The organism is Mannheimia haemolytica (assembly GCA_900638155.1).
Classification (GTDB): Bacteria; Pseudomonadota; Gammaproteobacteria; order Enterobacterales; family Pasteurellaceae; genus Mannheimia; species Mannheimia glucosida.
Genome location: LR134495.1, coordinates 794,915 through 818,741, shown reverse-complemented (window position 1 = coordinate 818,741; position 23,827 = coordinate 794,915). Strand labels below are relative to the sequence as shown.

14 protein-coding genes and 1 other annotated feature (1 of these 15 only partly in view) are annotated in these 23,827 nt (G+C 41.2%); of the genes, 6 read left to right on the top strand and 8 right to left on the bottom strand.

The window, feature by feature from the left end:
* Positions 1-83, bottom strand: a sequence feature (His leader region) (it extends 45 nt beyond the left edge of the window).
* A 197-nt stretch (positions 84-280) separates the two neighbouring features.
* Positions 281-1,138, top strand: coding sequence for a phosphoribosylaminoimidazolesuccinocarboxamide synthase (locus EL242_RS04260; protein WP_126301627.1), 858 nt, complete (start codon positions 281-283; stop codon positions 1,136-1,138).
* 140 nt (positions 1,139-1,278) lie between these two features.
* Here EL242_RS04260 and ilvC read toward each other — a convergent pair whose 3' ends face one another.
* Positions 1,279-2,760 carry a ketol-acid reductoisomerase gene (gene ilvC, locus EL242_RS04255; RefSeq protein ID WP_126301626.1) on the bottom strand — a complete coding sequence of 494 codons (1,482 nt, stop codon included), beginning with the start codon at positions 2,758-2,760 and terminating at the stop codon, positions 1,279-1,281.
* Positions 2,761-2,980: 220 nt separating this feature from the next.
* Here ilvC and EL242_RS04250 point away from each other — a divergent pair, with 220 nt between their 5' ends.
* Positions 2,981-4,216 carry a paraquat-inducible protein A gene (locus EL242_RS04250; RefSeq protein WP_126301625.1) on the top strand — a complete coding sequence of 412 codons (1,236 nt, stop codon included), beginning with the start codon at positions 2,981-2,983 and terminating at the stop codon, positions 4,214-4,216.
* Between the two features lie 47 nt (positions 4,217-4,263).
* Here the strand turns inward: EL242_RS04250 and yccS are convergent, their stop codons facing one another.
* Both yccS and EL242_RS04240 read right to left on the bottom strand, forming a co-directional pair.
* Positions 4,264-6,456, bottom strand: a complete 2,193-nt coding sequence (yccS, locus tag EL242_RS04245) for a YccS family putative transporter (protein WP_126301624.1) — start codon at positions 6,454-6,456, stop codon at positions 4,264-4,266.
* 43 nt (positions 6,457-6,499) lie between these two features.
* Entirely contained in the window at positions 6,500-6,958 is a 459-nt protein-coding gene (locus tag EL242_RS04240) for a methylglyoxal synthase (protein ID WP_006250444.1), read from the bottom strand.
* A gap of 125 nt (positions 6,959-7,083) precedes the next feature.
* On the opposite strand from EL242_RS04240, the gene thrC reads away from it, so the two are divergent.
* Positions 7,084-8,358 carry a threonine synthase gene (thrC, locus tag EL242_RS04235; protein WP_126301623.1) on the top strand — a complete coding sequence of 425 codons (1,275 nt, stop codon included), beginning with the start codon at positions 7,084-7,086 and terminating at the stop codon, positions 8,356-8,358.
* Between the two features lie 78 nt (positions 8,359-8,436).
* On the opposite strand, the gene EL242_RS04230 is transcribed toward thrC, so the two are convergent.
* Entirely contained in the window at positions 8,437-9,171 is a 735-nt protein-coding gene (locus EL242_RS04230; RefSeq protein ID WP_006251713.1) for a glutathione peroxidase, read from the bottom strand.
* Positions 9,172-9,285: 114 nt separating this feature from the next.
* Here EL242_RS04230 and oxyR point away from each other — a divergent pair, with 114 nt between their 5' ends.
* Both oxyR and fabR read left to right on the top strand, forming a co-directional pair.
* Positions 9,286-10,170 carry a DNA-binding transcriptional regulator OxyR gene (gene oxyR, locus EL242_RS04225; RefSeq protein WP_006251712.1) on the top strand — a complete coding sequence of 295 codons (885 nt, stop codon included), beginning with the start codon at positions 9,286-9,288 and terminating at the stop codon, positions 10,168-10,170.
* A 1-nt stretch (position 10,171) separates the two neighbouring features.
* Positions 10,172-10,804, top strand: coding sequence for an HTH-type transcriptional repressor FabR (gene fabR / locus EL242_RS04220; RefSeq protein ID WP_006250448.1), 633 nt, complete (start codon positions 10,172-10,174; stop codon positions 10,802-10,804).
* Positions 10,805-10,830: 26 nt separating this feature from the next.
* On the opposite strand, the gene EL242_RS04215 is transcribed toward fabR, so the two are convergent.
* Entirely contained in the window at positions 10,831-11,130 is a 300-nt protein-coding gene (locus tag EL242_RS04215) for a DUF4298 domain-containing protein (RefSeq protein ID WP_126301622.1), read from the bottom strand.
* 136 nt (positions 11,131-11,266) lie between these two features.
* A complete protein-coding gene (locus tag EL242_RS11555) occupies positions 11,267-19,705 on the bottom strand; it encodes a YadA-like family protein (protein WP_232019693.1) in 8,439 nt (2,812 codons plus the stop codon).
* Between the two features lie 363 nt (positions 19,706-20,068).
* On the opposite strand from EL242_RS11555, the gene EL242_RS04190 reads away from it, so the two are divergent.
* Positions 20,069-21,223: a cytochrome-c peroxidase gene (locus EL242_RS04190; protein WP_126301620.1), complete on the top strand. Its 1,155-nt coding sequence runs from the start codon at positions 20,069-20,071 to the stop codon at positions 21,221-21,223.
* A gap of 47 nt (positions 21,224-21,270) precedes the next feature.
* Here the strand turns inward: EL242_RS04190 and EL242_RS04185 are convergent, their stop codons facing one another.
* A complete protein-coding gene (locus tag EL242_RS04185) occupies positions 21,271-22,260 on the bottom strand; it encodes a virulence RhuM family protein (protein ID WP_126301619.1) in 990 nt (329 codons plus the stop codon).
* A gap of 159 nt (positions 22,261-22,419) precedes the next feature.
* Complete coding sequence (gene mpl / locus EL242_RS04180; protein ID WP_126301618.1) at positions 22,420-23,784, bottom strand: UDP-N-acetylmuramate:L-alanyl-gamma-D-glutamyl-meso-diaminopimelate ligase; 1,365 nt, start codon at positions 23,782-23,784, stop codon at positions 22,420-22,422.
* Between the last annotated feature and the right edge of the window lie 43 nt (positions 23,785-23,827).

The window sequence follows — 23,827 nt, the reverse complement described above, 5'->3', positions numbered from 1 at the left end:
GCTGCGTTTAGGCGTACTCGGAAGTCTTATCTTCCGCACATACCAAATGCCCGAAAGATTATTCAGGTAAATGATGGTGGTGATGAGTACGAATAAATGCCATTTTGCTGTTCTCCAAACTAAATTGTTTCAAAAGATACGCCTAAATTTTGGCAATGACAAGTGTTTTTTATTAAAAATTGCTATTTTTCATCTCCCTAAAACAATTATCGCAAACGTTTGCGTAAAGCGGTATAATTTGCCTGATTTTTTGCAAATTCAACAAAGTAGGAATAACACTATGCAAATCAGCCTCAAAAAGATCTACTCCGGCAAAGTCCGTGATCTCTACGAAATCGACGAAAAACGTATGCTAATGGTTGCCACAGACCGATTATCTGCCTTTGATGTTATTTTAGACGATCCTATTCCCCGTAAAGGCGAAATCCTTACCCAGATCTCCAACTTCTGGTTCAACAAATTAGCTCATATTATGCCAAACCACTTCACCGGCGACACTGTGTTTGACGTGCTACCGAAAGAAGAGGCAGAGGCTATTCAACATCGTGCAGTTGTTTGCAAACGTTTAACGCCGGTGAAAATTGAATCTATCGTGCGGGGTTATTTGACCGGATCGGGGCTGAAAGATTACCAACAAACCGGCACGATCTGCGGCTTAAAATTACCGGAAGGCTTAGTTGAGGCAAGTAAATTACCACACCCGATCTTCACACCGTCCAGCAAAGCCGAGGTGGGTGATCACGATATTAATATCAGCTACGAAGAGTGCGAACGCCAGATCGGTCAAGAACTTGCCGCCAAAGTGCGTGATGCCGCTCTAAAACTCTACACTGAAGCGGCAAACTACGCCCTGACCAAAGGCATTATTATTTGTGACACCAAATTTGAATTCGGCTTAGATGAAAACGGCGAACTAACGCTAATGGACGAAGTCCTCACCCCGGATTCCAGCCGTTTTTGGTCGGTTGAAACCTACCAAGAAGGGACAAATCCCCCTTCATTTGACAAACAATTCGTGCGTGACTGGCTGGAAAACAGCGGTTGGAATAAACAAGCCCCAGCCCCGAAAGTGCCGGCAGAGATAATTGAAAAAACCGTAGCCAAATATCAAGAAGCATTAGATTTATTAACTAAATAAGGCAACAAGCGGTTTAATTTACACTATTTTTTGCAAAACAAAAACCTGTAAGCCAACACTTACAGGTTTTTTAGTTAGTGGTAAAAAGTGCGGTTATTTTACCGCACTTTTGCAAAATTTTGTGTAAATCTAACCGCTTGTTAGCCTTGTGAAGAGATACGTTTCATATCTGTCATATAACCACGTAATTCTTGACCGATTAACTCGATTGGGTGGTTACGGATTGCATCATTCACATCACGTAAGGTAACGTTGTCGATTTCCACTGCCGGAGTTGGCTCGCCTAAATCACCTTTCTCTAACGTTGGGATAATTTTCTCCGCTAAAATCGGCGTTGCAACGTGAGAGAATAAGTAGTTACCGTATTCTGCGGTGTCTGAAATTACCACGTTCATTTCGTATAAACGTTTACGAGCGATGGTGTTTGCGATTAACGGTAACTCGTGTAGAGACTCGTAGTAAGCCGATTCTTCATAAATACCTGCTGAAACCATTGTATCGAACGCTAATTCAACCCCTGCTTTCACCATTGCAACCATTAACACACCGTTATCAAAGTATTCTTGCTCAGAAATTTTAATACCGTCTGCTTGTGGTGCGTTTTCAAAGGCAGTTTTACCAGTTTCTTCACGCCATTTTAATAAGTTTACATCGCCGTTTGCCCAGTCTGCCATCATAGTTGATGAGAACTCACCGCTGATGATGTCGTCCATATGTTTTTCAAATAAGAACGCTAATTCTTCTTTGATTTGCTCAGAAAGCTCGAACGCACGCAATTTTGCACTGTTCGATAAACGATCCATCATTAAGGTGATACCGCCTTGTTTTAACGCTTCGGTAATCGTTTCCCAACCGTATTGGATCAATTTACCTGCGTAAGCCGGATCTTTACCTTCCGCCACTAATTTGTCGTAGCATACGATTGAACCGGCTTGTAACATACCGCAAAGAATGGTTTGTTCACCCATTAAGTCAGATTTCACTTCTGCCACGAATGAAGATTCTAATACGCCGGCACGATCACCACCGGTAGCACTCGCCCACGCTTTCGCAATGGCTAAACCTTCGCCTTTCGGGTCATTTTCCGGGTGAACTGCAATTAAGGTTGGCACACCGAAGCCACGTTTGTACTCTTCACGCACTTCCGTGCCCGGGCATTTCGGAGCAGTCATCACAACCGTTAAATCCGGACGAATTTGCTCACCTTCTTCAACAATGTTGAAACCATGTGAATAACCGAATGCTGCACCTTGTTTCATTAACGGCATTACATCGGCAACCACTTTTGAGTGTTGTTTGTCCGGCGTTAAGTTAATCACTAAATCTGCTGTTGGGATTAATTGCTCATAAGTACCCACTACAAAGCCGTTTTCAGAAGCACGTTTAAATGAAGCACGTTTTTCAGCAATTGCTTCGGCACGCAAAGCGTAAGCAATATCTAAGCCTGAATCACGCATATTTAAACCTTGGTTTAAACCTTGTGCGCCACAGCCGACAATCACAATTTTTTTGCCTTTTAAGAAATTGCAACCGTCTGCAAACTCGTTACGATCCATAAAGCGACAACGACCTAATTGGTCTAATTTTTGACGTAAATTTAATGTGTTGAAATAGTTAGCCATTTTTAATCCTTATTTGAATTAATGAAATTGATATGATGTTTTGTTTGCACATTGTTATAGTTTGATTTGATTATACCTTAACCTAACATTGCGTAAATTGAAAATATTAATATCTTATATTGCATAAAATGCAATTTGAAAAAAGTTTGCCAAATTTAACCGCTTGCAATCTCTACGATAAAGTAGAAAATAACCACCTAATTTAATAGAAGATCAAAAAATGAAAATAAACAGAATCATTTTACAAAGCTGTAGCGAATGTGGGCAACAAGTGCGAGTCCCGCTCACGTCAAATGGCAATGCCGTTTGCCCGGTCTGCCATAATATATTACGCAAAAGCAATACATGGAGCTTGCACCGCAGTGCTTTTCTGGCATTAGCCATCTTAATTTTGCTTCCCTTCGCACTTACTTTTCCCTTGATGAGCATTGACTTACTCGGCATCAAAATTAATGCTACCGTATGGGACGGTATTTGGAAGATGGCAACGGAGGGCTACCCTTACACCGCTTTTATGGTGCTAGTCTGCGCGGTAATAATGCCGATTGCATTTGTATTGCTAATTTTAACCATTCAGCTACAACGTATTATTCGCCAACGCCCCCGTTACACTCTAATTTTCTTAACTAAAATAAAAGAATGGGTAATGCTTGATGTCTATTTAGTTGCCCTGGCAGTAGCTGCTTTTAAAATTCGAGACTATGCCGACTTACATTTCGATGTAAATCTAATCGCCTTTGTGTTAGTAACGATCTTAAACACCCTACTTTTTATTAAAACCGATCCCAAACAAGCGTGGGAACGCTTTTACCCTGAATATCACGCATTACCCTTTGACCACCCAAGCAACCCGACCCTTTGCCCGACCTGTGAATATTGCTTTGATGAAACCATCTTGGATTTAAAAGGACAACAACGCTGCCCTCGTTGTGAAAGCAATTTATCAATTTCCGATAACGTTAAAATACAACGGGTTTGGGCTTGCTTAATTGCAGGAACGATTATGATGATTCCGGCAAATATTTTCCCGATTTCGACCACTGAATTGGCAGGGCAGGTTTCGGCAGATTCATTAATGTCGGGGGTCATTCTATTTATGGAAATGGGAAGCTATACCGTGGCAGCGATTGTGTTTATCGCTAGTATTGCGGTGCCGGTGAGCAAAATTACGATTATTTTTTATCTCTTGCTGGCGATTCATTACAAATGGAAACACTCAATTCATTGGCAAATGAAACTACTGCACTACGTCCATTTTGTCGGACGCTGGTCAATGCTGGATTTATTCGTGTTATCGCTGATGATGTCATTATTAGAACGTGGGCAAATTCTGAGTTTCTCGGTAGGGGAAGCCGCTTTCTATTTTGGTGCAGCGGTTTTCTTAACGATGTTTGCCTCTGCAAATTTAGATGCCAGAATGTTATGGAAGATTCATTACGATCATAAACGCAAATAGACTCACTAATTAATAAATGGTAGGACGGGTTTATACCCGTCCTTATTTCATCTATTGCCGGAGGTAGATTTCAGCAAGCTCTGCATCTGTGGTAACAACTGTACGATTAGTCTCAGTTGTTGTATCAACACTAAGGCAAGGTCATTTTGTTTTTGCTGATTTTCCTGCTCAAACTGGGCGAGATCTTGGTCGATAGCGGTCAATTTTTCCGATAATTTTGCAAATGAACGGCTCTCGGAGGCGATTTGCTCAATAATGTTTGCTACCTCTCTGGCGTGAGAGAAGAACATTGCGGAAAAATCCACTTGCTGATTAATCTCTCGGCTGGCAATACGGTAAGCCCCTAAAGTGGAAATATAGCCCAGTAAGGTGTAAGCAATACCTAACAATTTTGGGGCGAAGGTTAAATCGTTCGCATATTTTTGTGGTTCGCTGTACATATTGGTAATCGCATTACTCAGTGCCGATAAATGGTTATGCACATCACGGCGAGCAATGCGGTAAGGCAGTTGCTCGTTATAACCAAACTGCAACTGGGCGATAATATGGCGTAAATATTGCCCACTGGCTTTCAAACCGTTATGTAAGTTGCGTTGTAAATTTAAATATTTCCAATCCGGCCACAAGAATGCTACCGCCAGCCACGCAATCGCTGTACCTAGTAAGGTATCAAGCATTCGCATTAAGATACCGCTTTCAAGGCTCACGCCTGCAATATCAAGGCTTATCATCACTAACACAGTAATATAAAAGGTTGAAAAGCCATAGTGTACCAAGCGGAAAAAGGTATAAAGCGAGCCGGTCAGTACAATTAGCCCAAGCTGGGCTTCCAGACTGAGCGTTACGTTAAACAGTTCAAAAGAACCACCAACCAGCACACCGAAAATTGTGCCGATCACACGCTGAATCAGTCGGGTCTTGGTAGCAGTGTAATTCGGTTGGCAGACAAAAATGGCAGTGAGTAAAATCCAGTAGCCTTTGCTGTCAAAGCCTAAAATCGGCACAATCGCACTGCACAACAGCACCACTATCGACAGCCTAACGGCGTGTCGAAACAGTTGGGATTCAAAGGTTAAATGGGCTTTAATCGCTTGGCTGATATTGCTTAAGCCGGTAATATTTTCGGCGATCAAGCGGTGAGATTTAGTGAAATTTTTGCTTAATGGCTCAATATGCTCACCACTGCTTGAGCCTTGTTCAATCTGAGCTAATTGCCGTTCAATATTGCCTAAATTTTCTGCAATAGCACGCCAACGATAGGCACTTTTCAAGCCCCGTTCTTGGTGATAATTCAAGGAGTTAAGTAACCCCTGCAAGGCTTTTTCGCCACGAAAGCCGTGTTCATAGACTTCCCTATGACGTAACGACATTGCAATTTTTTGGCACGCCGCAGCCTGTAATTCCAGCACCCGTTGAAATCGGAACATTAAATCGCTGTTACTTAATTGTTGAAACAGCTCGTGATATTGATAATGGCTGGAGCTTGCCCGCTCTAAAATATCTTGAGCGCTGAAATAGTAACGCAACATTCTCTGTGTCCGTTGTTGCTTGTGCTGGCGTCTTAGGCGGTAGAATAGAGCGACTCTGGTTTTATCAAAAGCAGCCATCACCTCGCTGTTGGCTTTCGCCAAAGCTAACTGTTTCGCAGCTAAATCGTCATCATCGGGGTCAAAGTAAGCAGATTTCGCCAGTAAATAGTGGCTCAATGCAAGGTAGGCGGACGCTAAATTCTCCTGTACAGTTCGATTCGGGAAAATCAGGTAAACCAAAATCCCGACCAAGCCATAGAGTAAAGTGCCAAGTAAGATCATCAGCACATTGTGATACCACAACACTTCAGGCGTATAAGTCAGGCTGTTATAAACCGCCACAATCAGCGTGCCAAACGCAATGGTGCTATAGCGTTGCCCGATTGCCCCTAACATTACCAGCAAAAAGGTGCAAACCACCGCCACCGGCACAAACAGCCAACCCAAATAGAGCGACACACTCGCTCCAATCGAGGAAAACGAGAATGCCACTAGGCTGATAATCAGATTTTTCGCTCGTCCGATTAGGCTGTTGTCTAAATCCACCAAACCGCCGGCGATAATGCCCAACATCAACGGCATCGCAAAATCAGAAATACCGAGTTGCCAAATACTAACCGCGGCAATGTTTAGCGAAATAAACATCGGCAGCGTTTTAATTACATTTTCCGAAAGCCAGCTCTGTTGTAGATATCTTAAAAATTTATTCATATTTGCTCATTTCGGGTAGGCACAGAACCTGCCCCTACCTACACTACCCCAAACGTTCTGCCAAATAGCCATCATAATCTGGCACATTCACGCTGATTGCTTGATTGAACAAATCCGCATTTAACAGAAAATTAGCAGTGGTTTCGTTAATCGCCACCGGAATATTCCAAACGGTTGCAATCCTCATCAGGGCTTTCACATCAGGATCGTGCGGAGCGGCATTCATCGGATCCCAAAAGAACACCAGTAGATCAATTTTCTTTTCTGCGATCAGCCCGCCTAATTGCTGATCTCCCCCCATCGGGCCACTTAACAGCGAAGTGATTTCAAGCCCCGTTTCTCTGGCAAGCAAATGGCCGGTAGTGCCGGTGGCGTAAAGCTTATGCGAGGCAAGTTGGGCTTGATGAGTTTGTGTCCAACGAATTAAATCTTGTTTACAGCTATCGTGAGCCACTAAGGCAATCTGTTTTTGTTTTGCGATAGTTCTAACAGTGGTTTTCATTTTTATCTCCTTTGCAAAATTTTTCACAAATCATACCGCTTATTTTTCGCTTTTGCATTGACTAATCACGGCTTATGGCTAAAATCAGGTAAAAATTCACATTTTAAAACAAAGGATTAACCGCAATGAACTTATACAACATCAAACACCCTGAAGAACAAGTCAATTTCGCCCAAGCGGTACGCCAAGGTTTAGGCAAAAATCAGGGGCTATTTTTCCCTGAAGTTTTACCCAAATTAGATAACATTGATGAATTATTAGATTTACCTTTGGTTGAACGCAGCCAAAAAATTCTTTCAGCCTTAATCGGTGAAGAACTACCGGCAGAAACACTTAACACAATGGTGAAAAACGCCTTTACCTTCCCTGCACCACTTGCCAAAGTCAATGATGATATTTATGCGTTAGAACTATTTCACGGCCCGACTTTAGCTTTCAAAGATTTTGGTGGTCGTTTTATGGCTCAAGCCTTAGCCAACGTGCGAGGAGACGGCAAAATTACTATTTTAACCGCTACCTCAGGCGACACCGGTGCGGCAGTGGCTCACGCTTTCTATGGTTTGGAAAACATCAACGTGGTCATTCTTTACCCGAAAGGCAAAATCAGCCCATTGCAAGAAAAATTATTCTGTACCTTAGGCGGTAATATTCGCACTGTTGCGATTGAATCCGACTTTGATGCTTGCCAAGCCTTAGTAAAACAAGCCTTTGATGATGCCGAGCTACGCCAAGCGATTGGTTTAAACTCAGCAAATTCCATCAACATTAGTCGTTTATTGGCTCAAATTTGTTACTACTTTGAAGCAGTTGCTCAGTTACCAAAAGAAAAACGAGATAACGTGGTGGTTTCAGTGCCAAGCGGTAACTTCGGTAACTTAACCGCTGGCTTAATTGCCAAAACATTAGGTTTACCGATTAAACGTTTTATTGCCTCAACCAATGCCAATGACACCGTGCCACGCTATTTACAATCAGGCAAATGGGAACCAAACGCGACCGTTGCAACCCTTTCTAATGCAATGGACGTCAGCCGTCCGAACAACTGGCCACGAGTTGAAGAATTATTTAAACGCAATGGTTGGAATTTGTCTGAATTGGGTTCTGCCGCATTAAACGATGCCGAAACCGAAGCTGCTTTGAAAGCCCAATATGCGGAAGGTTATCTGTGTGAGCCACACGGTGCTATTGCTTATCAAAGCTTAAAAGATCAGCTACAACAAGGCGAAACCGGTATTTTCTTATGCACCGCTCACCCGGCAAAATTCAAAGAGTCGGTGGAACGCATTTTAGCGATTGAATTGCCGTTACCGGAAGCATTAGATAAGCACAACAAACTGCCACTGTTATCCGATGAAATGGCAGCGGATTTTGCAACACTGCGTGCCTATTTGTTGAAATAAATATTCAATAATAGAAAAGGGATTAAGTATTAAACTTAATCCCTCTTTTTATGCATTACAAGCGGTTATATTTGCCTATTATTTTGCAAAATAAGCAGCTAACTCATCACTACCACCAATATGTTTACCGCCGATAAATACTTGTGGAACAGAGGTTTTACCTGTAATTGCTCGTACAGAAATCGTGCTTGCATCACGACCTAACACAATCTCCTCAAAAGTATAGCCTTGCTCTTTTAATAATGCTTTTGCTTTTGCACAGAACGGGCAGCCCGGTTTAGTGATAATCGAAACAGACTCTTTCGCTGTCCAATTCGGACTTAAATATTTAATCATTGTATCAGCATCTGATACTTTAAACGGATCGCCCGGTTCTTGTGGCTCAATAAACATTTTTTCCACAATACCGTTTTTCACCAGCATAGAATAACGCCAAGAACGTTTGCCAAACCCAAGGTCATTTTTATCAACTAATAGCCCCATACCTTCTGTGAACTCACCATTACCATCAGGAATAACAGTAATATTTTCAGATTCTTGATCTGCTTTCCAAGCGTTCATTACAAAGGTATCATTAACTGACATACAGATGATATCATCTACCCCTAATGCCTTAAATTCACAAGCTAATTCATTATAGCGAGGCAAATGTGTTGATGAACAAGTCGGTGTAAATGCTCCGGGTAATGAAAACACAACTACCGTTTTGTTATTAAATAACTCATCGGTTGTGACATCAACCCAAGCATCGTTTTGACGTGTACGAAATGTTACACTGGGCACTTTCTGACCCGTCATATCTTTAAAAGACATATTAATGTTCTCCTATAGAATTATATATTATAAAAATCTTAGGCATTGTACTCACAAATATGGCATAATTCAGCCTATCGGAACAATAGGAAAAATTTAAATTGGAGGAATCAAGTGAATATTCGAGATTTAGAATACCTTATTGCACTTGCAGAACATAAGCATTTCCGTCGTGCAGCAGAATCTTGTAATGTTAGCCAACCTACTTTAAGCGGGCAAATTCGCAAATTAGAAGACGAACTAGGCACTATTCTGCTTGAAAGAACCAGTCGCAAAGTCCTCTTTACGCAAGCAGGCTTAACATTAGTTGAACAAGCCAAGGTAGTTTTACGTGAAGTAAAAATTCTAAAAGAAATGGCAAGCAACCAAGGTAAAGAGATGTCTGGCCCGCTTCATGTTGGTGTAATCCCAACCTTGGGGCCTTACATTTCGCCAATTATTGTGCCTGCATTAAAAGCAGAATTTGCAGATTTAGAGCTGTATATTTACGAATTACAAACCAACCAATTATTAGATCAACTTGAATCCGGCCAGCTTGATTGTGGCATTATCTCATTTGTAAAAGAGAGTGAATCTTTTATTGAAGTGCCTATCTTTAATGAAGAAATGTACTTGGTAGTTCCAGAACAACACGAATGGGCAGCGCTTAAAAAATTCGATATGAATTTATTAAAAAACCGTGAGTTGCTCTTTTTAGACAGTGGCCATTGTTTACGCACTAATACGCTAGACTATTGTCTATCCATTGGAGCAAAAGAAAATCCACACTTTAAAGCTACCAACCTTGAAACCTTACGCAATATGGTAGCAGCAAATGTTGGCCTAGCATTAATTCCTAAATTAGCCGCTAAACCGATTAAAGGAGTACATTATATTCCACTTGAAAACCCGAAACCGTTTCGAGCTGTGGGAATGGTGTATCGACCAGGTTCACCATTACGCGCCCGCTATGAGCGTTTAGCTCAAGCCATTACTAAAATTATGCAATCCGAGGCGTAAAATGGCAAACGGTATGAGTGTGCGTGCAATTCAGAAAGAAAAAACACGCAGAGCATTAGTAGAAGCCGCCTTTAATCAATTAAGCTCAGAAAAAAATTTCTCTAATCTCAGTTTGCGTGAAGTTGCGCGTGAAGCTGGAGTCGCACCGACTTCGTTTTACCGCCACTTTAAAGATATGGACGAGCTAGGCTTAGCAATGGTGGACGAATCCGGGCTACTATTACGCCAATTAATGAGGCAAGCACGAAAGCGAATTGCAAATGGCGGAAGTGTTGTTGTGGTTTCAGTAGAAACATTCTTCGAACTGATTGCCGACCGTCCCAATGTTTTCCAGCTATTATTACGCGAAAGTTCCGGTACATCGCAAGCGTTTAGAACCGCAGCATCACGCGAAATTCAACATTTTGTAGCTGAATTGGCGGACTATATTATGAGCAAAGATAATCACAGTAACCGAGAACTTGCTTATATTCAATCGGAAGGTTTAGTCACGCTAGTATTTACTGCCGGTTCTCATGCTTTGGATATGAACAATCAAGAACGGGAAAAACTAAAGCAACGTGTCATTATGCAGCTAAGAATGCTGATTCGTGGCTCCACCTATTATGCCAATAAACAAGCTTCATCAACATAAAAAAACAGACGCCTAAGCGTCTGTTTTTATTCTTTCGTAATATATGCAGTCGATAGCTTTAACCATTCTAGTGCTAATTGATGATGTTCAGATAACGCATTCCATAACGCATCTTCTGACAAGATACTATAATTGCCTTTAGTATCTAACTGTTCATCAAAACTATCATGTAATTCACGCCATTCCGGGCTAGCATAAAACTGACTTAATGGCTCCAAAAGTGCAGTAGCTTGTTTCCATTGCTCTATCCCTTTTTCCAATTCTGGTAATAGTGCTACCCATTGGTTATAACAATCCTGCATTTTCTGAATATCTGCTTTTTTCATTCTTTACCTCTTAATTACAAGCGGTAAGATTTGCAAATTTTTTTACAAATCTTACCGCTTACACCATAAATTTTAGCCTCAATATAACATAAAAATCCCCTTCCGAAGAAGGGGATTTCAACTCAATTAGGCTAAATTACCACTGGTATCCAACGCCTACACCGCCACCAAAGTCGCCTCGGCTATTCGCATTACCTTGTAATTTCAAGATAAGCTTACCGTTATCACTTGAACGTGAATAACCTACTGCAAGCGCGTTTTCACCTTTAAATGTACCACCTGCTGCAGCCACCATAGATTTACCTGGAATGTAAACCTGCGGTAACGCTGCTGCTGCATTTGAACCGGCAATACCTGCACGGGCTTCACGGTTATTACGATGGATCTTGTTATTTAAGTGATTAACAGCACCTTTTAACTGACCAACATTAACCGCATCGGTATCTGCCTCACCTGCTTTAACATTAGTAATACGGTTACCACCATTATCTAAGCCGTTTTTGGTTAAGCTTACCGCTTTTCCTGCAGAGCCATTATTAATGGTTACGCCATTATTGTTCACCAATGTATCACCAGTCTTAACGCTAGTAAATTCAGGGGTATCTGAAACGGCTACAGTTACATCAGAACCTTTACGTGTCACTTTGATGTTATTACCTGCATTCACGCTCACTGTACTACCTGCTTTTACTTTCGCAGGGGCTTTATCCCCTTCAACCACACCTGTACCAACTGCTTTAGAATCTACGTTCCAGCTTACGTTGTTTACGGCATTTGCTACTGTTGTTGCATTCACAAAGTGTGAACCGGTACCGTTAGGATCTTGAACATTGATTTTGCCGTTATCAGCAACGGTTAAATCTGTGCTGTTTACGTTCACTTTCACCTCACCAGCCTTATCACTGGTAATAGTTGTACCATTACCATTTACGATATTGATAGAACCATCTTCATCAGTACCAATGTTATTACCATTCACTTTCGCATAGTTGTTCAGCTGTTTACCGTTGATAACATCTGTGCTTACTGGGCTAATATCGCCATCTGCTACATTAGTGATCTTAGTTGGTTTACCGTCTTTATCACCGACTTTGATGTTATCACCATCATTAGTGATTTTCGGACCATTCTCGCTGAACTGTACGCTGTTGAAGCTCACATCTTTTGCTGTCGCAAAAGTAAATTGATTACCATCACGTTTAACAGTTAAGTTATCACCTGCTTCAAACACAACTTCTTCGCCCGTTTTCACTAGCTTAGTCGCAGCTTGGTCACCGGCAGCCTTATTACCTGCAGATTTAATATTAAAGCCTGCATTATTCACTGCATCTGCAACAGTTTGAGCAGTCACTAACGCATTTGGTTGAGTTGGTGCTTTCACCGTACCGTCTGCGTTGTTACCTAACTCGCTGGTGTTTGCAGTGATGTTACCTTCACTATCTACTTTAATAGTAGTATCGTCAGTCTTCGCTGCTACTGTATACGTCGTTGAACCATCACCATTGGTGGTAGGTGTAATAACAACACCTTGATTACCGTCCACTTTGGTGGTCGCTGCTTTTGTCGCTGCTTGTAAGTCACCTACGTTTACCGCATTGTTTACGGTATCACCAGATGCATTGTTAAGAGCTTCTGCACGCTCTTTGCCTTCTGGTGTTGTGCCATCAGGCTTACGAACACCACTTGCCACATTGCCTAATTGTACTGGTGCTTCACCGGTAAATTTAGCTGTATTGCTTGGGGTTGAGCTATCAGCAGGATCTTGGTTAACAAACTCAATCGGGCTGTCCACCTGAATATTATTCACAGTACCGTCTGCATTTGGCGTTACGGATACCGTTGTACCTTTACCGTTTACAAAATTAACAGTGTCATTGTGTGTCACTGTATCAACTGCCGTGTCGTTATTTTGTAAATTCCAACCAGCATTCAGCACATCTGCGACTGTTGCCGCATTATTTAGCTTGTTAGCTAAGTTTTCCGGACTGTTATCTGATGGTTGTTTTTCATTCATCGGTGTAACCGGTGCCAGGTTAGACGCTACATTGCTAATCGCTTTATTACCTGCATTAATACCGTCTTTATTGATAGTAATCGGGTTATTTGCAGGGTTTGCCTCATCTGTTGGTACAGTTACACTGTTAGAAGTCACACTGTCAAACTTAACATCATCTTTAGTCGCATAAGTTACTTTACCATCTGCTTCTTGCTTCACGGTCAAGTTTTTACCTGCAACCATTTCAACTACTTTACCAGGGTTAATTAGTTCATTATCACCTGATAGCTTTTCTCCACCTTCTACAGCAGAAGTTTTCAACGTAAAGCCTGAGTTATTGATGGCGTTGGTAATATCACCTGCTGTCACTAATTTCTTAGCATCATCAGCTGTTGGTTCATCAATTCTACCGTCATTATTTGCATCATTTAATGCCGTAGTGTTAGCCTTGATCGCACCGGTTGTAGGATCTTTTACAATCGTTACATCGTCCGTATTCACAGAAAGATCGAACACATTCGCGCCATCAGCATTTTTTGTCGTGTTAACCGTAACTGATTTATCAGTCGACTTCACTTCTTCACGAGATGCCATAGCGAAAGTATAAAGCTGACTACCATTTACTGCATCTTTACTATCTGCATTTACATCACCGGCAGCTACATTAGTTACTTTGACTGCATTACCGTCTTTGTCACCAACATTGATATTACCACCATTGTTAGTAATCTTAGGACCTTCATTTCCGAACTGTACACTATCAAAGTTCACATTTTTTGCAGTTGAAACAGTAATGTTATTCCCATCACGGGTAATCTCAATGTTTTTACCATTTAAGAACTGAACCGTATCACCTGTTTTCACCAGGCTCTTCTCGTCACCGTTTGCTTGAATGTTAAAACCTGCATTGTTAATTGCATCTGCAACGGTTTTAGCTGTTACTAATGCATTTGGTTCTGTAGGCTCTTCCACTTTACCATCAGGGTTATTTGTTAACTCGCTGGTGTTTGCCGTGATTTCGCCCTTATCGTTTACCTTAATGGTTGTACCATCCGTTTTTGCTGCAACGGTATAAGTGGTTGAGCCGTCATCGTTAGTTTTAGATGTTACAGTAACACCTTTATTACCTTCCACTTTGGTGGTTGCTGCTTTCATTGCTGCTTGTACATCACCCACATTCACAGCATTATTCAACGTATCACCTGTTGCGTTGTTAATATTATCCGCAATCGCTTTACGCTCTGCATCTGTTGGTGCTGCTTTATCTGCAAATGTACCACCCACGCCGCTCTTCAGATTAGTGATTGAGCCTGTTGTATCTGGTTTACCATTGCTCATATCAATGCTGTTGAATGCAACATTATCTTTCGTTGTGTAAGTGAATTTACCGTCAGCTTGGGTAAGTGTCATATTTTTACCCGCATCAAAGGTAACTGTTTCACTTGGCTTGATTAGCTGTGTTTTCTTACCTTTGGTTTCACCACCATCAATACCATCACCTGCTGTTACATTAAAGCCTGAATTATTGATTGCATTAGCAATATCACCTGCCGTCACTAATTTCTTAGCATCGTCACCTGTAGGCTCAGTAACTTTACCTTCAGGAGAATTATTTAATGTTGTGGTATTCGCTTTAACTTCGCCTGTTGTCGGATCTTTCACGATAGTAACGTTGTCAGTATTCACTGTCATATTACCGTCATTATCACGACCGATAGATTTATCCGTTGCAACATCTACCGTATATTCAGTATTGCCTTTATCATCTTCCTTTCCGGCTTTAACAGTTACGGCTTTAGAACCAGCTACTACAGATGAGGTTTTCTCTGAATTATTAATTGCATCAGCCACATCACCTGCGGTCATAACTTTGTTTTCATCGCCTTCTTTAACAGCCACATTACCACGAGTTACTGTAGGAGCACCTGCTTTCGCTACATCTACCGTATAGATTGTTTGACCATTATCACCTGTTTCAGGTGCACCAACAGTTGCTAAACCTGAACCTTTCACTTCGGTTTTGGACGCTGCTGCTGCTTGTTTTAACTGACTTACATTCACCGCATCAGTATCAGCTTCACCTGCTTTCACGCCTGTAATTTTGGTTGGATTACCATCATTACCTGCAATATTAACATTACCATCTTTATTCGTGATTTTCGGGCCATTATCACCAAATGCTACGCTATCAAATTTAACGTCTTTAGCCGTTGCAAAAGTAAACTGATTGCCTACACGCTTAACGGTTAAGTTATCGCCTGCTGCAAAAATCACTTCTTCACCCGGATTAATCAACTCTGCTGCTTCTTGATCACCATCAGCTTTGTTGCCACCAGATTTTGCATTCCAACCTGCTTTCTGAATTGCTTCAGCAACTGTTTTTGTAGTTGCAACTTTATCTTCTTCTGCAGGTGTAGTTACTGCACCTTTGTCATCTACAGTGATAGTGCCGGCATCGATATTAAATGTCACATTCGCTACGCTGTTATCGGCGTTCATTGTTACATTTGCTTTCGTACCTTTACCGTCAACAAAATTTACTGTGTCATAAGCTTTAACAAAGTCTTTCGCTCCGCCATTTTCTTGTAAATTCCAGCCTGCATTCAACACATCATCAACTGTTGCTGCATTGTTTTTGATGTTATCCACATTTTCCGGTTTCGCTTGTGAAACGGTATTATTAGCATCACCAGTGCTGTTAGTCGCCGGCAGGTTGCTTGCCACATTAGTAATTGGTTTACCTGCAACATCAATGCCATCTTTAGTAATGGTAATTGGCTTATCATTAGCTGTTGTGCCGGTTGGTACACTAATATTATTAGATGTTACATTATTGAAAGTCACATCTTTAGCCGTTGCAATCGTAAAGTTGCTACCATCACGAGTAACTTTAATGTTTTCACCATCTTTAAAGTTAACTTCATCACCTGGGTTGATTAATTCCCCATCATCACCATTCGCTTTTGCTTTAAAGCCTGAATTGTTAATTGCATTAGCAATATCTCCTGCATTAACTAATTTCTTCTTATCCGCATCAGTTTGTGGAGCATCAACCTTACCGTTATTATCCGCATCAGTTAATGAAACAGTTTTCGCAGTAAATGTCACATTGGTTTTAGTATCACCATCTTTTGTAGCCGATGCAGTGAATTGGTCACTATCAACAAAGTGAACTTCGTTACCCGCTTTCACATCATTAACTTTATCGGCACCTTGATAGATAGACCAACTCACATTATTCACAGCATTAATTACATCACCCACCGTTGCAATAGCATTGGTATTTGGTGCTGTATTTACTGTATCACCCGTTTTTGAGTTGCCATCAGTCGTTGCCTGCCCGTTTTCTACTTTAATCGCTTGAGTTTCTAGTGCGATATGAACTTTGCTTTCATTATTCGCTTCTTTGGTATTAGTGACTTTAATTACACCTTTACCATCAATGGTCACTTTATCATCTGCATTGATATCGCCTACTTTATCCGTAGCCGCATTATCTTGTGACGTTTGAAGTGTCCATTTTGCCGCTTTTAACTGATCAACATTTACCGCATCTTTACCATCTACGCCGTCCGCTACATCTTTGATTTGCTTACCGGCTGTGTTAATGCCATCTTTAGTGATGGTAATTGGTTTATTTGCTGTGTCCGTTGGGATCTCTAACGTTTTGGTTGTTACTTTATCAAATTCAACCGTATCTTTAGTTGCGAAAGTAAAGTTACTACCAGCTTGAGTAATCTTGATATTTTTACCTGCATCAAAAGTTACTGTATCGCCAGGGTTAACCAACTCAGCTGAAGTACCTGATACTTCACCTGCGCTTTGGCTAGATGTTGCCGTAAAGCCTGAATTTTTAATTGCATCAGCAACTGTTTTAGTTGTTGCAACTTTATTTTCATCTGTAGGGGTAGTGACTGCACCTGTTGTGTTATCAACCGTGATAGAACCGGTATCCACATCAAAGGTTACTTTAGTTACGCCATCAGCTTCTTGTGTAACATTTGAAACTGTACCTTTACCGTTTACAAATTGTACAGATTCATTTGGGGTCACAGTACCTTTGGTTGTACCCGCATTATCTTTAATATTGAAACCTTGGTTTACATAGTTATTTAAGTTCGTAATTGCATCGCCAACATTTGTTGCAGTATTACCATACTGAGTTCCAGCTGCATTCGTTACATTATATTTAGGCTGAGTCACAGAGCCATCCGGATTCACAACAGAACCGCCACCAAAATTATTTGCAGTTGAATTTGCAAGGTTACTGGTTGCATTCATTGCCATATAAAGTTGTGAACCATTAATCGCATCGGTTGATGTAGCAGAAATCTGACCCGCTGCCACATTTTGGATTTGACGCTCTTTATCTGCAGAGCCTACAGAAACAACATAGTTAGTATCTTTATTTACCCCGGCAAAGCCATTATAAGTAATACCCCCTACCGTTGCATTTTCAGTTGGTGTTGCTGCTCTTACGACTGATTCGCTACCCAAAGCAACAGAACTATTCAGAGTAGCTTGAGCCCCCATACCTAATGCTGTAGCAAATTGAGCTGTTGCATTAGCACGTGTACCAACAGCCACTGCTGATTGTGCTGAGGCAATTGAATTTGCACCTACGGCCAAAGAGGCATTTGCACTCGCATTTGCTGCAACACCAAAGGCAGAGGCTTTTTCAGCCGTTGCATTAGCATTAGAACCTACCGCTGTAGCATCACCTGCTGTCGCGTTTGTTTGGCGACCAAGTGCGGTTGTACCATTAGCCGTTGCATTTGCTGAATGACCAACTGCCGTAGCTTGAATACCTTTTGAAACCGTAGCCACACCTAAAGATAACGCTCCGTTACCATTTGCATTTGAGTTTGTACCTAATGCTACTGCCGCTTGCTCTCCACCTGTTGCCGTTGCATTCGGGCCGATCGCAATTGAGTTTCTGCTCTTCGCGCCATCATTAGCTTGATTCTCAGGTACGGTTGAATTTACAGAGAAATATTGAATTTGGCTTGCTTGCGCAGGAATATTGACAGAAAGATCATAAATAACCGTGCCATTTGCATTTCTCTCTGTACTTTTTACAGTTACTGTACCATCGTTTGAAACAACAGTAGCTTGGGTATCTTTCGTAAAGTCATCAATGGCTTTCTTAGTTAAACCAATTTCATAGTTAGTTGTATTCGCAGCAGTTGCAGCTTTACCTGTTACAGTAATGTAATCAGGGCTAGAAGAATTTGCCGTGGTGTTATACGCATTTACTGTATAAATAGTTTGTCCATTCGCACCGGTTGCATTTGTAATATTAACATTGCTACCTGCAACAACTTCTGTTTTTACCGCTTTTAGTGCTTCTTCAATGGTATTTTTATTTGTTCCACCAATATTAGTATAAGTAATAGAACCATCAGGATTTACTGTAGCATTACCACCTAAAATATTTTTAGTTGAATTAGCAAGGTTACCTGTTGCGTTCATTGCCATATAAAGCTGTGAACCATTAATTGCATCGGTTGATGTAGCAGAAATCTGACCCGCTGCCACATTTTGGATTTGGCGTTTGATCGTGTTTGAGCCAACAGAAACAACATTCCCTGCTGCCGTAGTATTAGCCGCAAAGCCCGAATAAGTAATACCATTTACCGTCGCAGAAGGAACTGGCACAGCATTAGAAACTGTTGAATTGCTCCCTAAAGCAACAGAATTATTTAGCGTTGCATTAGCACCTGAGCCTAAGGCAATAGCAAAACTGGCGCTTGCTTTCGCACTATCACCAATTGCAACCGTAGACTGGCTGGAAGATACTGCACTTACCCCTAAAGCTGTCGCATTAACACCTGAAACTGTCGCATTATAACCAATCGCTGTACCTCTAGTTGCAGTAGAAGTTGCATTAGCACTTGAACCTAAAGCTAAAGAATAAGTAGCATTTGCAACAGACTTATCCCCCATTGCACCTGAAAAATCAGCATTTGCGGTTGCACCTGAACCCATTGCAAATGAGCGAGTGCCACTGGCGGCAGATCTCCATCCCATTACTGTTGAACGGTTACCAGTAGCTAGAGCTCCTGCACCAAAAGCTGTTGCGCGGTTACCTGTTGCATGAGTATCTGTTCCTAATGCTATCGCATTTGCAGAAGTAGCAGAACTTCCCATACCTATAGCAATTGAAGGCACTAATGCCCAATTCTGACCAGTATTATTGAGACTCTCTACACCAGTATTACTAGTAATGTAAGAAGTATCTTCTGGATCCACTAAATTTGTTCTATGTGTTGCATTCGCATTTGTACCAATTGCAATAGTAGATCTTCCTGTTGAGATTGAATCCGCACCAATAGCAATTGCGTTTTCCGATGATGCCGTTGCTTGCGTTGAAATATAATTACTTGTTGTTGAACCTATAGATACAACAGCCACAGCATTAGTAGCTCCCAATACAGCACTAGCTCCAGCCAATAAAGCCAATGTTGCCTTACTTGCAGAACTAACAGACTTCGTTTTACCTTTCGCTCGTTGTAATTCAGATACTGCAACCCAACTTTGTGTTGCCTGATTCCAAATAACTTTAAAAATTTGATTCATAATCGACCCTATATAAAAATAAAAAAGATTACGTAGAACCTATGTTCAACATAATCTTAACCAATATAAAAAACCGCCACCTATTTTGATCTGACCACAAAAAGTTAGACTCATAAATTTAAGTGCGCGTATTTTACGCTATTTGTAATATAATTCATCTTCTGGAGTGTAAATTTATTGTAAATAATATGAGGAATCTGACCGCTTGTTATAATGCAAAACACCTTGATTTGAATCAAGCCACTACCTCATTTTGAGGGGAGATTTATACGCAGTGAAATTTTAAAATAAGCTAAGGTTTACGGATAATCGTTCAACACTATTGAATTATCACTGTAGTTATCGTTAAAAAGGTATGCTTTTATGAACCAATTCTTCCCTCTAATCTTTAGCTTAACTCTATTTTCCGGCGTAACTTTGGCACTAGAAAAAGCACCTCGAACTATACCGGCAGAAGGAATAAATAAGCCCCTACTTGGACAAATTCTATTCTTTGACAATATGCTGTCACACAACGGTTCACAAAACTGCTCCAGCTGCCATAATCCGGATTATGCCTTTATTGATAACCGCACTACTCCGGCAAAAGGCGTGGTTTCACAAGGAGATGATCCGACCAAATTCGGCAAACGCAACTCCCCGACCATGCTTTATGCGAAATACTCTCCTGAGTTCCACTTTGATGAGCAAAGTCAAGAATATATCGGCGGGCAGTTCTGGGACGGGCGAGCCAAAAATCTCGCCGAGCAAGCCGGTATGCCGCCTATCGACCCAAATGAAATGGGAATGCCTAACAAATTAGAAGTAGCCAAAAGATTATATAATGTGCCGATGTATCAGCGATTTTTAGGGCAATTTTACGGTGAAAAGGTATGGGAAAGTTATGAAAGCGTTTATGCAGCAATGGAAGATGCGATTGCGACATTCCAGCAAGAAAACAAACTTCTCGCTCCATTTGATTCAAAATATGATCTATTTTTAAAAGGCGAGGAACAATTAACTGCATTGGAAGAAAAAGGCAGAGCTTTATTTTTCAATAAAGCTCAAACTAATTGTAGTAGTTGCCACCAATTACAGAGTGCTGCAAACCACCAAGAAGAAACCTTTAGCAACTATCACTATTACAATGTAGGCGTACCCGGCAACCCAGACTTGATAGCGGTTAACGGCTTCGCACCAGACTTTGTCGATTTAGGCTTATTTGAAAACCCAAATGTTAAAGGTGATGAAACACAAAAAGGCAAATTCAAAACCCCAACGTTACGAAATGTTGCCGTGACTGCACCTTATATGCACAACGGTGTGTTTAAAGAATTAAAGACTGTTTTGCTGTTTTTAGACAGCTACAATAACCCGGAGCGAAAAATCAACCCTGAAACCGGCACGGCGTGGCAACAAGCAGAATTTGAACCCACTATCGCCCACCAAAAACTCAAAGCCAAACCCTTAAGCGATGAAGAAATTGATGCCCTCGAAGCATTTTTAAAAACCTTGACAGATGAGCGGTATAGAAAATAAGGTGACAAGCGGTAAAATTTTGGGGAAATTTTACCGCTTGCGTTTAACTACCGTGTTAGCTCACTTTCTAACTTTTCCAATGCCTGCAAATCTTCCCAATCTGCCTCTTTCTGTTTTAAACATTTACGCTGAATATCAAATTTTTCGTATTGCTCTCTGACAAAGCTTTCCATTTGTTTATGCGTGATTGTTCCACCATTTCCTAATACAGGAAAGCCGTTAAACTCAATCAACATATCTACATTTCTTCGCCAGAAACCTAACGTAAGATCTTGGTTGTTCTTCACACGTAATTCGGCACTTTCAAGAAAGATCATTACCAAGCGATTTAAAGAATCCAGCTCATTATTATCTAAATAGTTTTTCGCAATCACAATATCGCCTTTACGCACGACTTTTCCTTTCCAGCTAGTTAATCCCATATTCATCTTAGTCGCATCAGCACGTTGACAAATCAACTCAGCGGCAGTGTGTTTGGTTATTGCATAAATGAGCTTATTTTGCGTTTCTGCAAAAAACATTTGCGTATTTTTATCTGTTTTGTCGTAATCGCTAGAGAGTTTGAAAAGCTCTCGTACTTTTTGATAGAAACGCAATTCACTTGCCCGAATCTCACGAATCTGTTCAAGTAATTCATCGAAATAATCTAAACGACCCTGCGGATTTTTCAAACGCTCGCTATCAATTAAAAAACCTTTTTCGAGATAAGTGCGTAATGTGCTGTTTGCCCATTTTCTAAACTGTACTGCTCTTGGGCTACGAACTCGAAACCCTATCGCCAGAATCATTTCAAGTGAATAATGCTTTACTTGATAATTCTTGCCATCTTGGGCAGTTATTAAATAATCCTTAATAACTGAATTTTCGTCTAACTCTTTGTCTTGTAAGATATTTTTGATATGTGTGGTTATATTTGGAACAGAGGTGTCAAAAAGTTCTGCAAGTTGATTTTGTGTCAGCCAAGCTTCATTTTCAACCACTAACAAGGCTACATTGCTTTTGCCGTCTTCCGTATTATAAATAATTAAATCGTTCATATTTTATTCTGTTTATTGGTAGAGATATTAGTCGCTATTTTCAATAAAACATGTATAAATATCCAGAAATGATTTTGAATTTTTCGATGCAGATCACAAAAATAGAGAGATATACAAACAAGCGGTAAAATTTTGTAAAAAATTTACCGCTTGTAAAGGTTACTTATCAGCTAATTTGGCAAGTAGTTTTTGATGAATACCGCCAAAGGCTCCGTTGCTCATCACTAAGATGTGATCGGTGGGTTTGGCTTCTTTGACAATTAGATCGACTAAATCATCAATATTTGCCGACCAATACGCCGGTTGCGATAACACATTGGTAATCTCGCTCACACTCCACGCAATAATATCAGGCTGGTAAACAAACACTGCTTCGGCATCGTGTAGGCTTGGGGCTATTTCATCTTTATGCACACCCATTTTCATTGTATTTGAACGAGGCTCTAACACTGCCAAAATGCGTTGGTTTTTCCCGACTTTGCCTCGCAAAGCATCAATGGTCGCTTCTATCGCCGTTGGGTGGTGGGCGAAATCATCATAAACAGTAATGCCGTTTACCTCACCTTTCACCTCCAAACGGCGGTTGGCATTCACAAACTTGCCTAATGCCTCGCAAGCCCCTTGCACTTCAACCCCTGCGTGATGAGCGGCGGCAATCGCCATCAGAGCATTATGCATATTGTGCTTGCCGATAATCGACCAATGCACCTCGCCTTGTTTAACGCCTAAGTGAAACACCTCAAACTGTGAGCAATCGGCATTTAATGGCTTGGCAAACCATTCATTTTGTTCGCCAATAAATTGAAGCTGGCTGTAACTGCCCATTTTTAGCGTATCTTGCACGTTTTGATCAGCGATTGCCGACAAAATACAACCACTTTGTGGCATCGTGCGAACAAGATGGTGGAATTGGCGTTGAATCGCTTTTAAATCATCAAAAATATCGGCGTGGTCAAATTCCATATTATTGATAATCAGCGTTTTCGGAGTGTAATGCACAAATTTAGAACGCTTATCAAAGAACGCTGAATCGTACTCGTCCGCCTCAATCACAAAGAATGGACTGTTACCGGCACGAGCCGAAATGCCGAAATTACCGGCAACACCGCCAATTAAAAAGCCGGTATCAATCCCATTTTGGTCTAAAATCCACGCTAACATTCCTGTTGTAGTGGTTTTGCCGTGCGTACCGGAAACCGCTAGCACCCATTTGTCTTTAAGCAAATGATCGTGCAACCATTGCGGGCCGGAGGTGTAATTGAGTTGGTTGTCCAACACATATTCCACGCACGGATTACCACGGCTCATCGCATTACCAATCACCACTAAATCAGGAGCCGGTTGCAGTTGAGCGACATCGTAGTTCGGGATAATTTCAATACCGTGAGAGGCTAAAAAGGTACTCATCGGTGGGTAAACATTAGTGTCTGAGCCGGTCACTTTATAGCCAAGCTCACGGGCGATCATTGCCACACCACCCATAAAGGTGCCGCAAATGCCTAAAATATGGATATGTTTTTTCATCTTTTTATATTTAAAATGTTAGAATCATCCCCTCTCCCCTTGT

What these genes read in the sequence shown, in the direction of transcription:
- EL242_RS04215 (WP_126301622.1), bottom strand. Translation starts at nt 11,130, where the DNA reads ATGAAAAAAGCAGATATTCAGAAAATGCAGGATTGTTATAACCAATGG.
- fabR (WP_006250448.1), top strand. Translation starts at nt 10,172, where the DNA reads ATGGCAAACGGTATGAGTGTGCGTGCAATTCAGAAAGAAAAAACACGC.
- yccS (WP_126301624.1), bottom strand. Translation starts at nt 6,456, where the DNA reads ATGAATAAATTTTTAAGATATCTACAACAGAGCTGGCTTTCGGAAAAT.
- EL242_RS04240 (WP_006250444.1), bottom strand. Translation starts at nt 6,958, where the DNA reads ATGAAAACCACTGTTAGAACTATCGCAAAACAAAAACAGATTGCCTTA.
- EL242_RS04185 (WP_126301619.1), bottom strand. Translation starts at nt 22,260, where the DNA reads ATGAACGATTTAATTATTTATAATACGGAAGACGGCAAAAGCAATGTA.
- EL242_RS11555 (WP_232019693.1), bottom strand. Translation starts at nt 19,705, where the DNA reads ATGAATCAAATTTTTAAAGTTATTTGGAATCAGGCAACACAAAGTTGG.
- thrC (WP_126301623.1), top strand. Translation starts at nt 7,084, where the DNA reads ATGAACTTATACAACATCAAACACCCTGAAGAACAAGTCAATTTCGCC.
- EL242_RS04260 (WP_126301627.1), top strand. Translation starts at nt 281, where the DNA reads ATGCAAATCAGCCTCAAAAAGATCTACTCCGGCAAAGTCCGTGATCTC.
- EL242_RS04190 (WP_126301620.1), top strand. Translation starts at nt 20,069, where the DNA reads ATGAACCAATTCTTCCCTCTAATCTTTAGCTTAACTCTATTTTCCGGC.
- EL242_RS04230 (WP_006251713.1), bottom strand. Translation starts at nt 9,171, where the DNA reads ATGTCTTTTAAAGATATGACGGGTCAGAAAGTGCCCAGTGTAACATTT.
- EL242_RS04250 (WP_126301625.1), top strand. Translation starts at nt 2,981, where the DNA reads ATGAAAATAAACAGAATCATTTTACAAAGCTGTAGCGAATGTGGGCAA.
- mpl (WP_126301618.1), bottom strand. Translation starts at nt 23,784, where the DNA reads ATGAAAAAACATATCCATATTTTAGGCATTTGCGGCACCTTTATGGGT.
- ilvC (WP_126301626.1), bottom strand. Translation starts at nt 2,760, where the DNA reads ATGGCTAACTATTTCAACACATTAAATTTACGTCAAAAATTAGACCAA.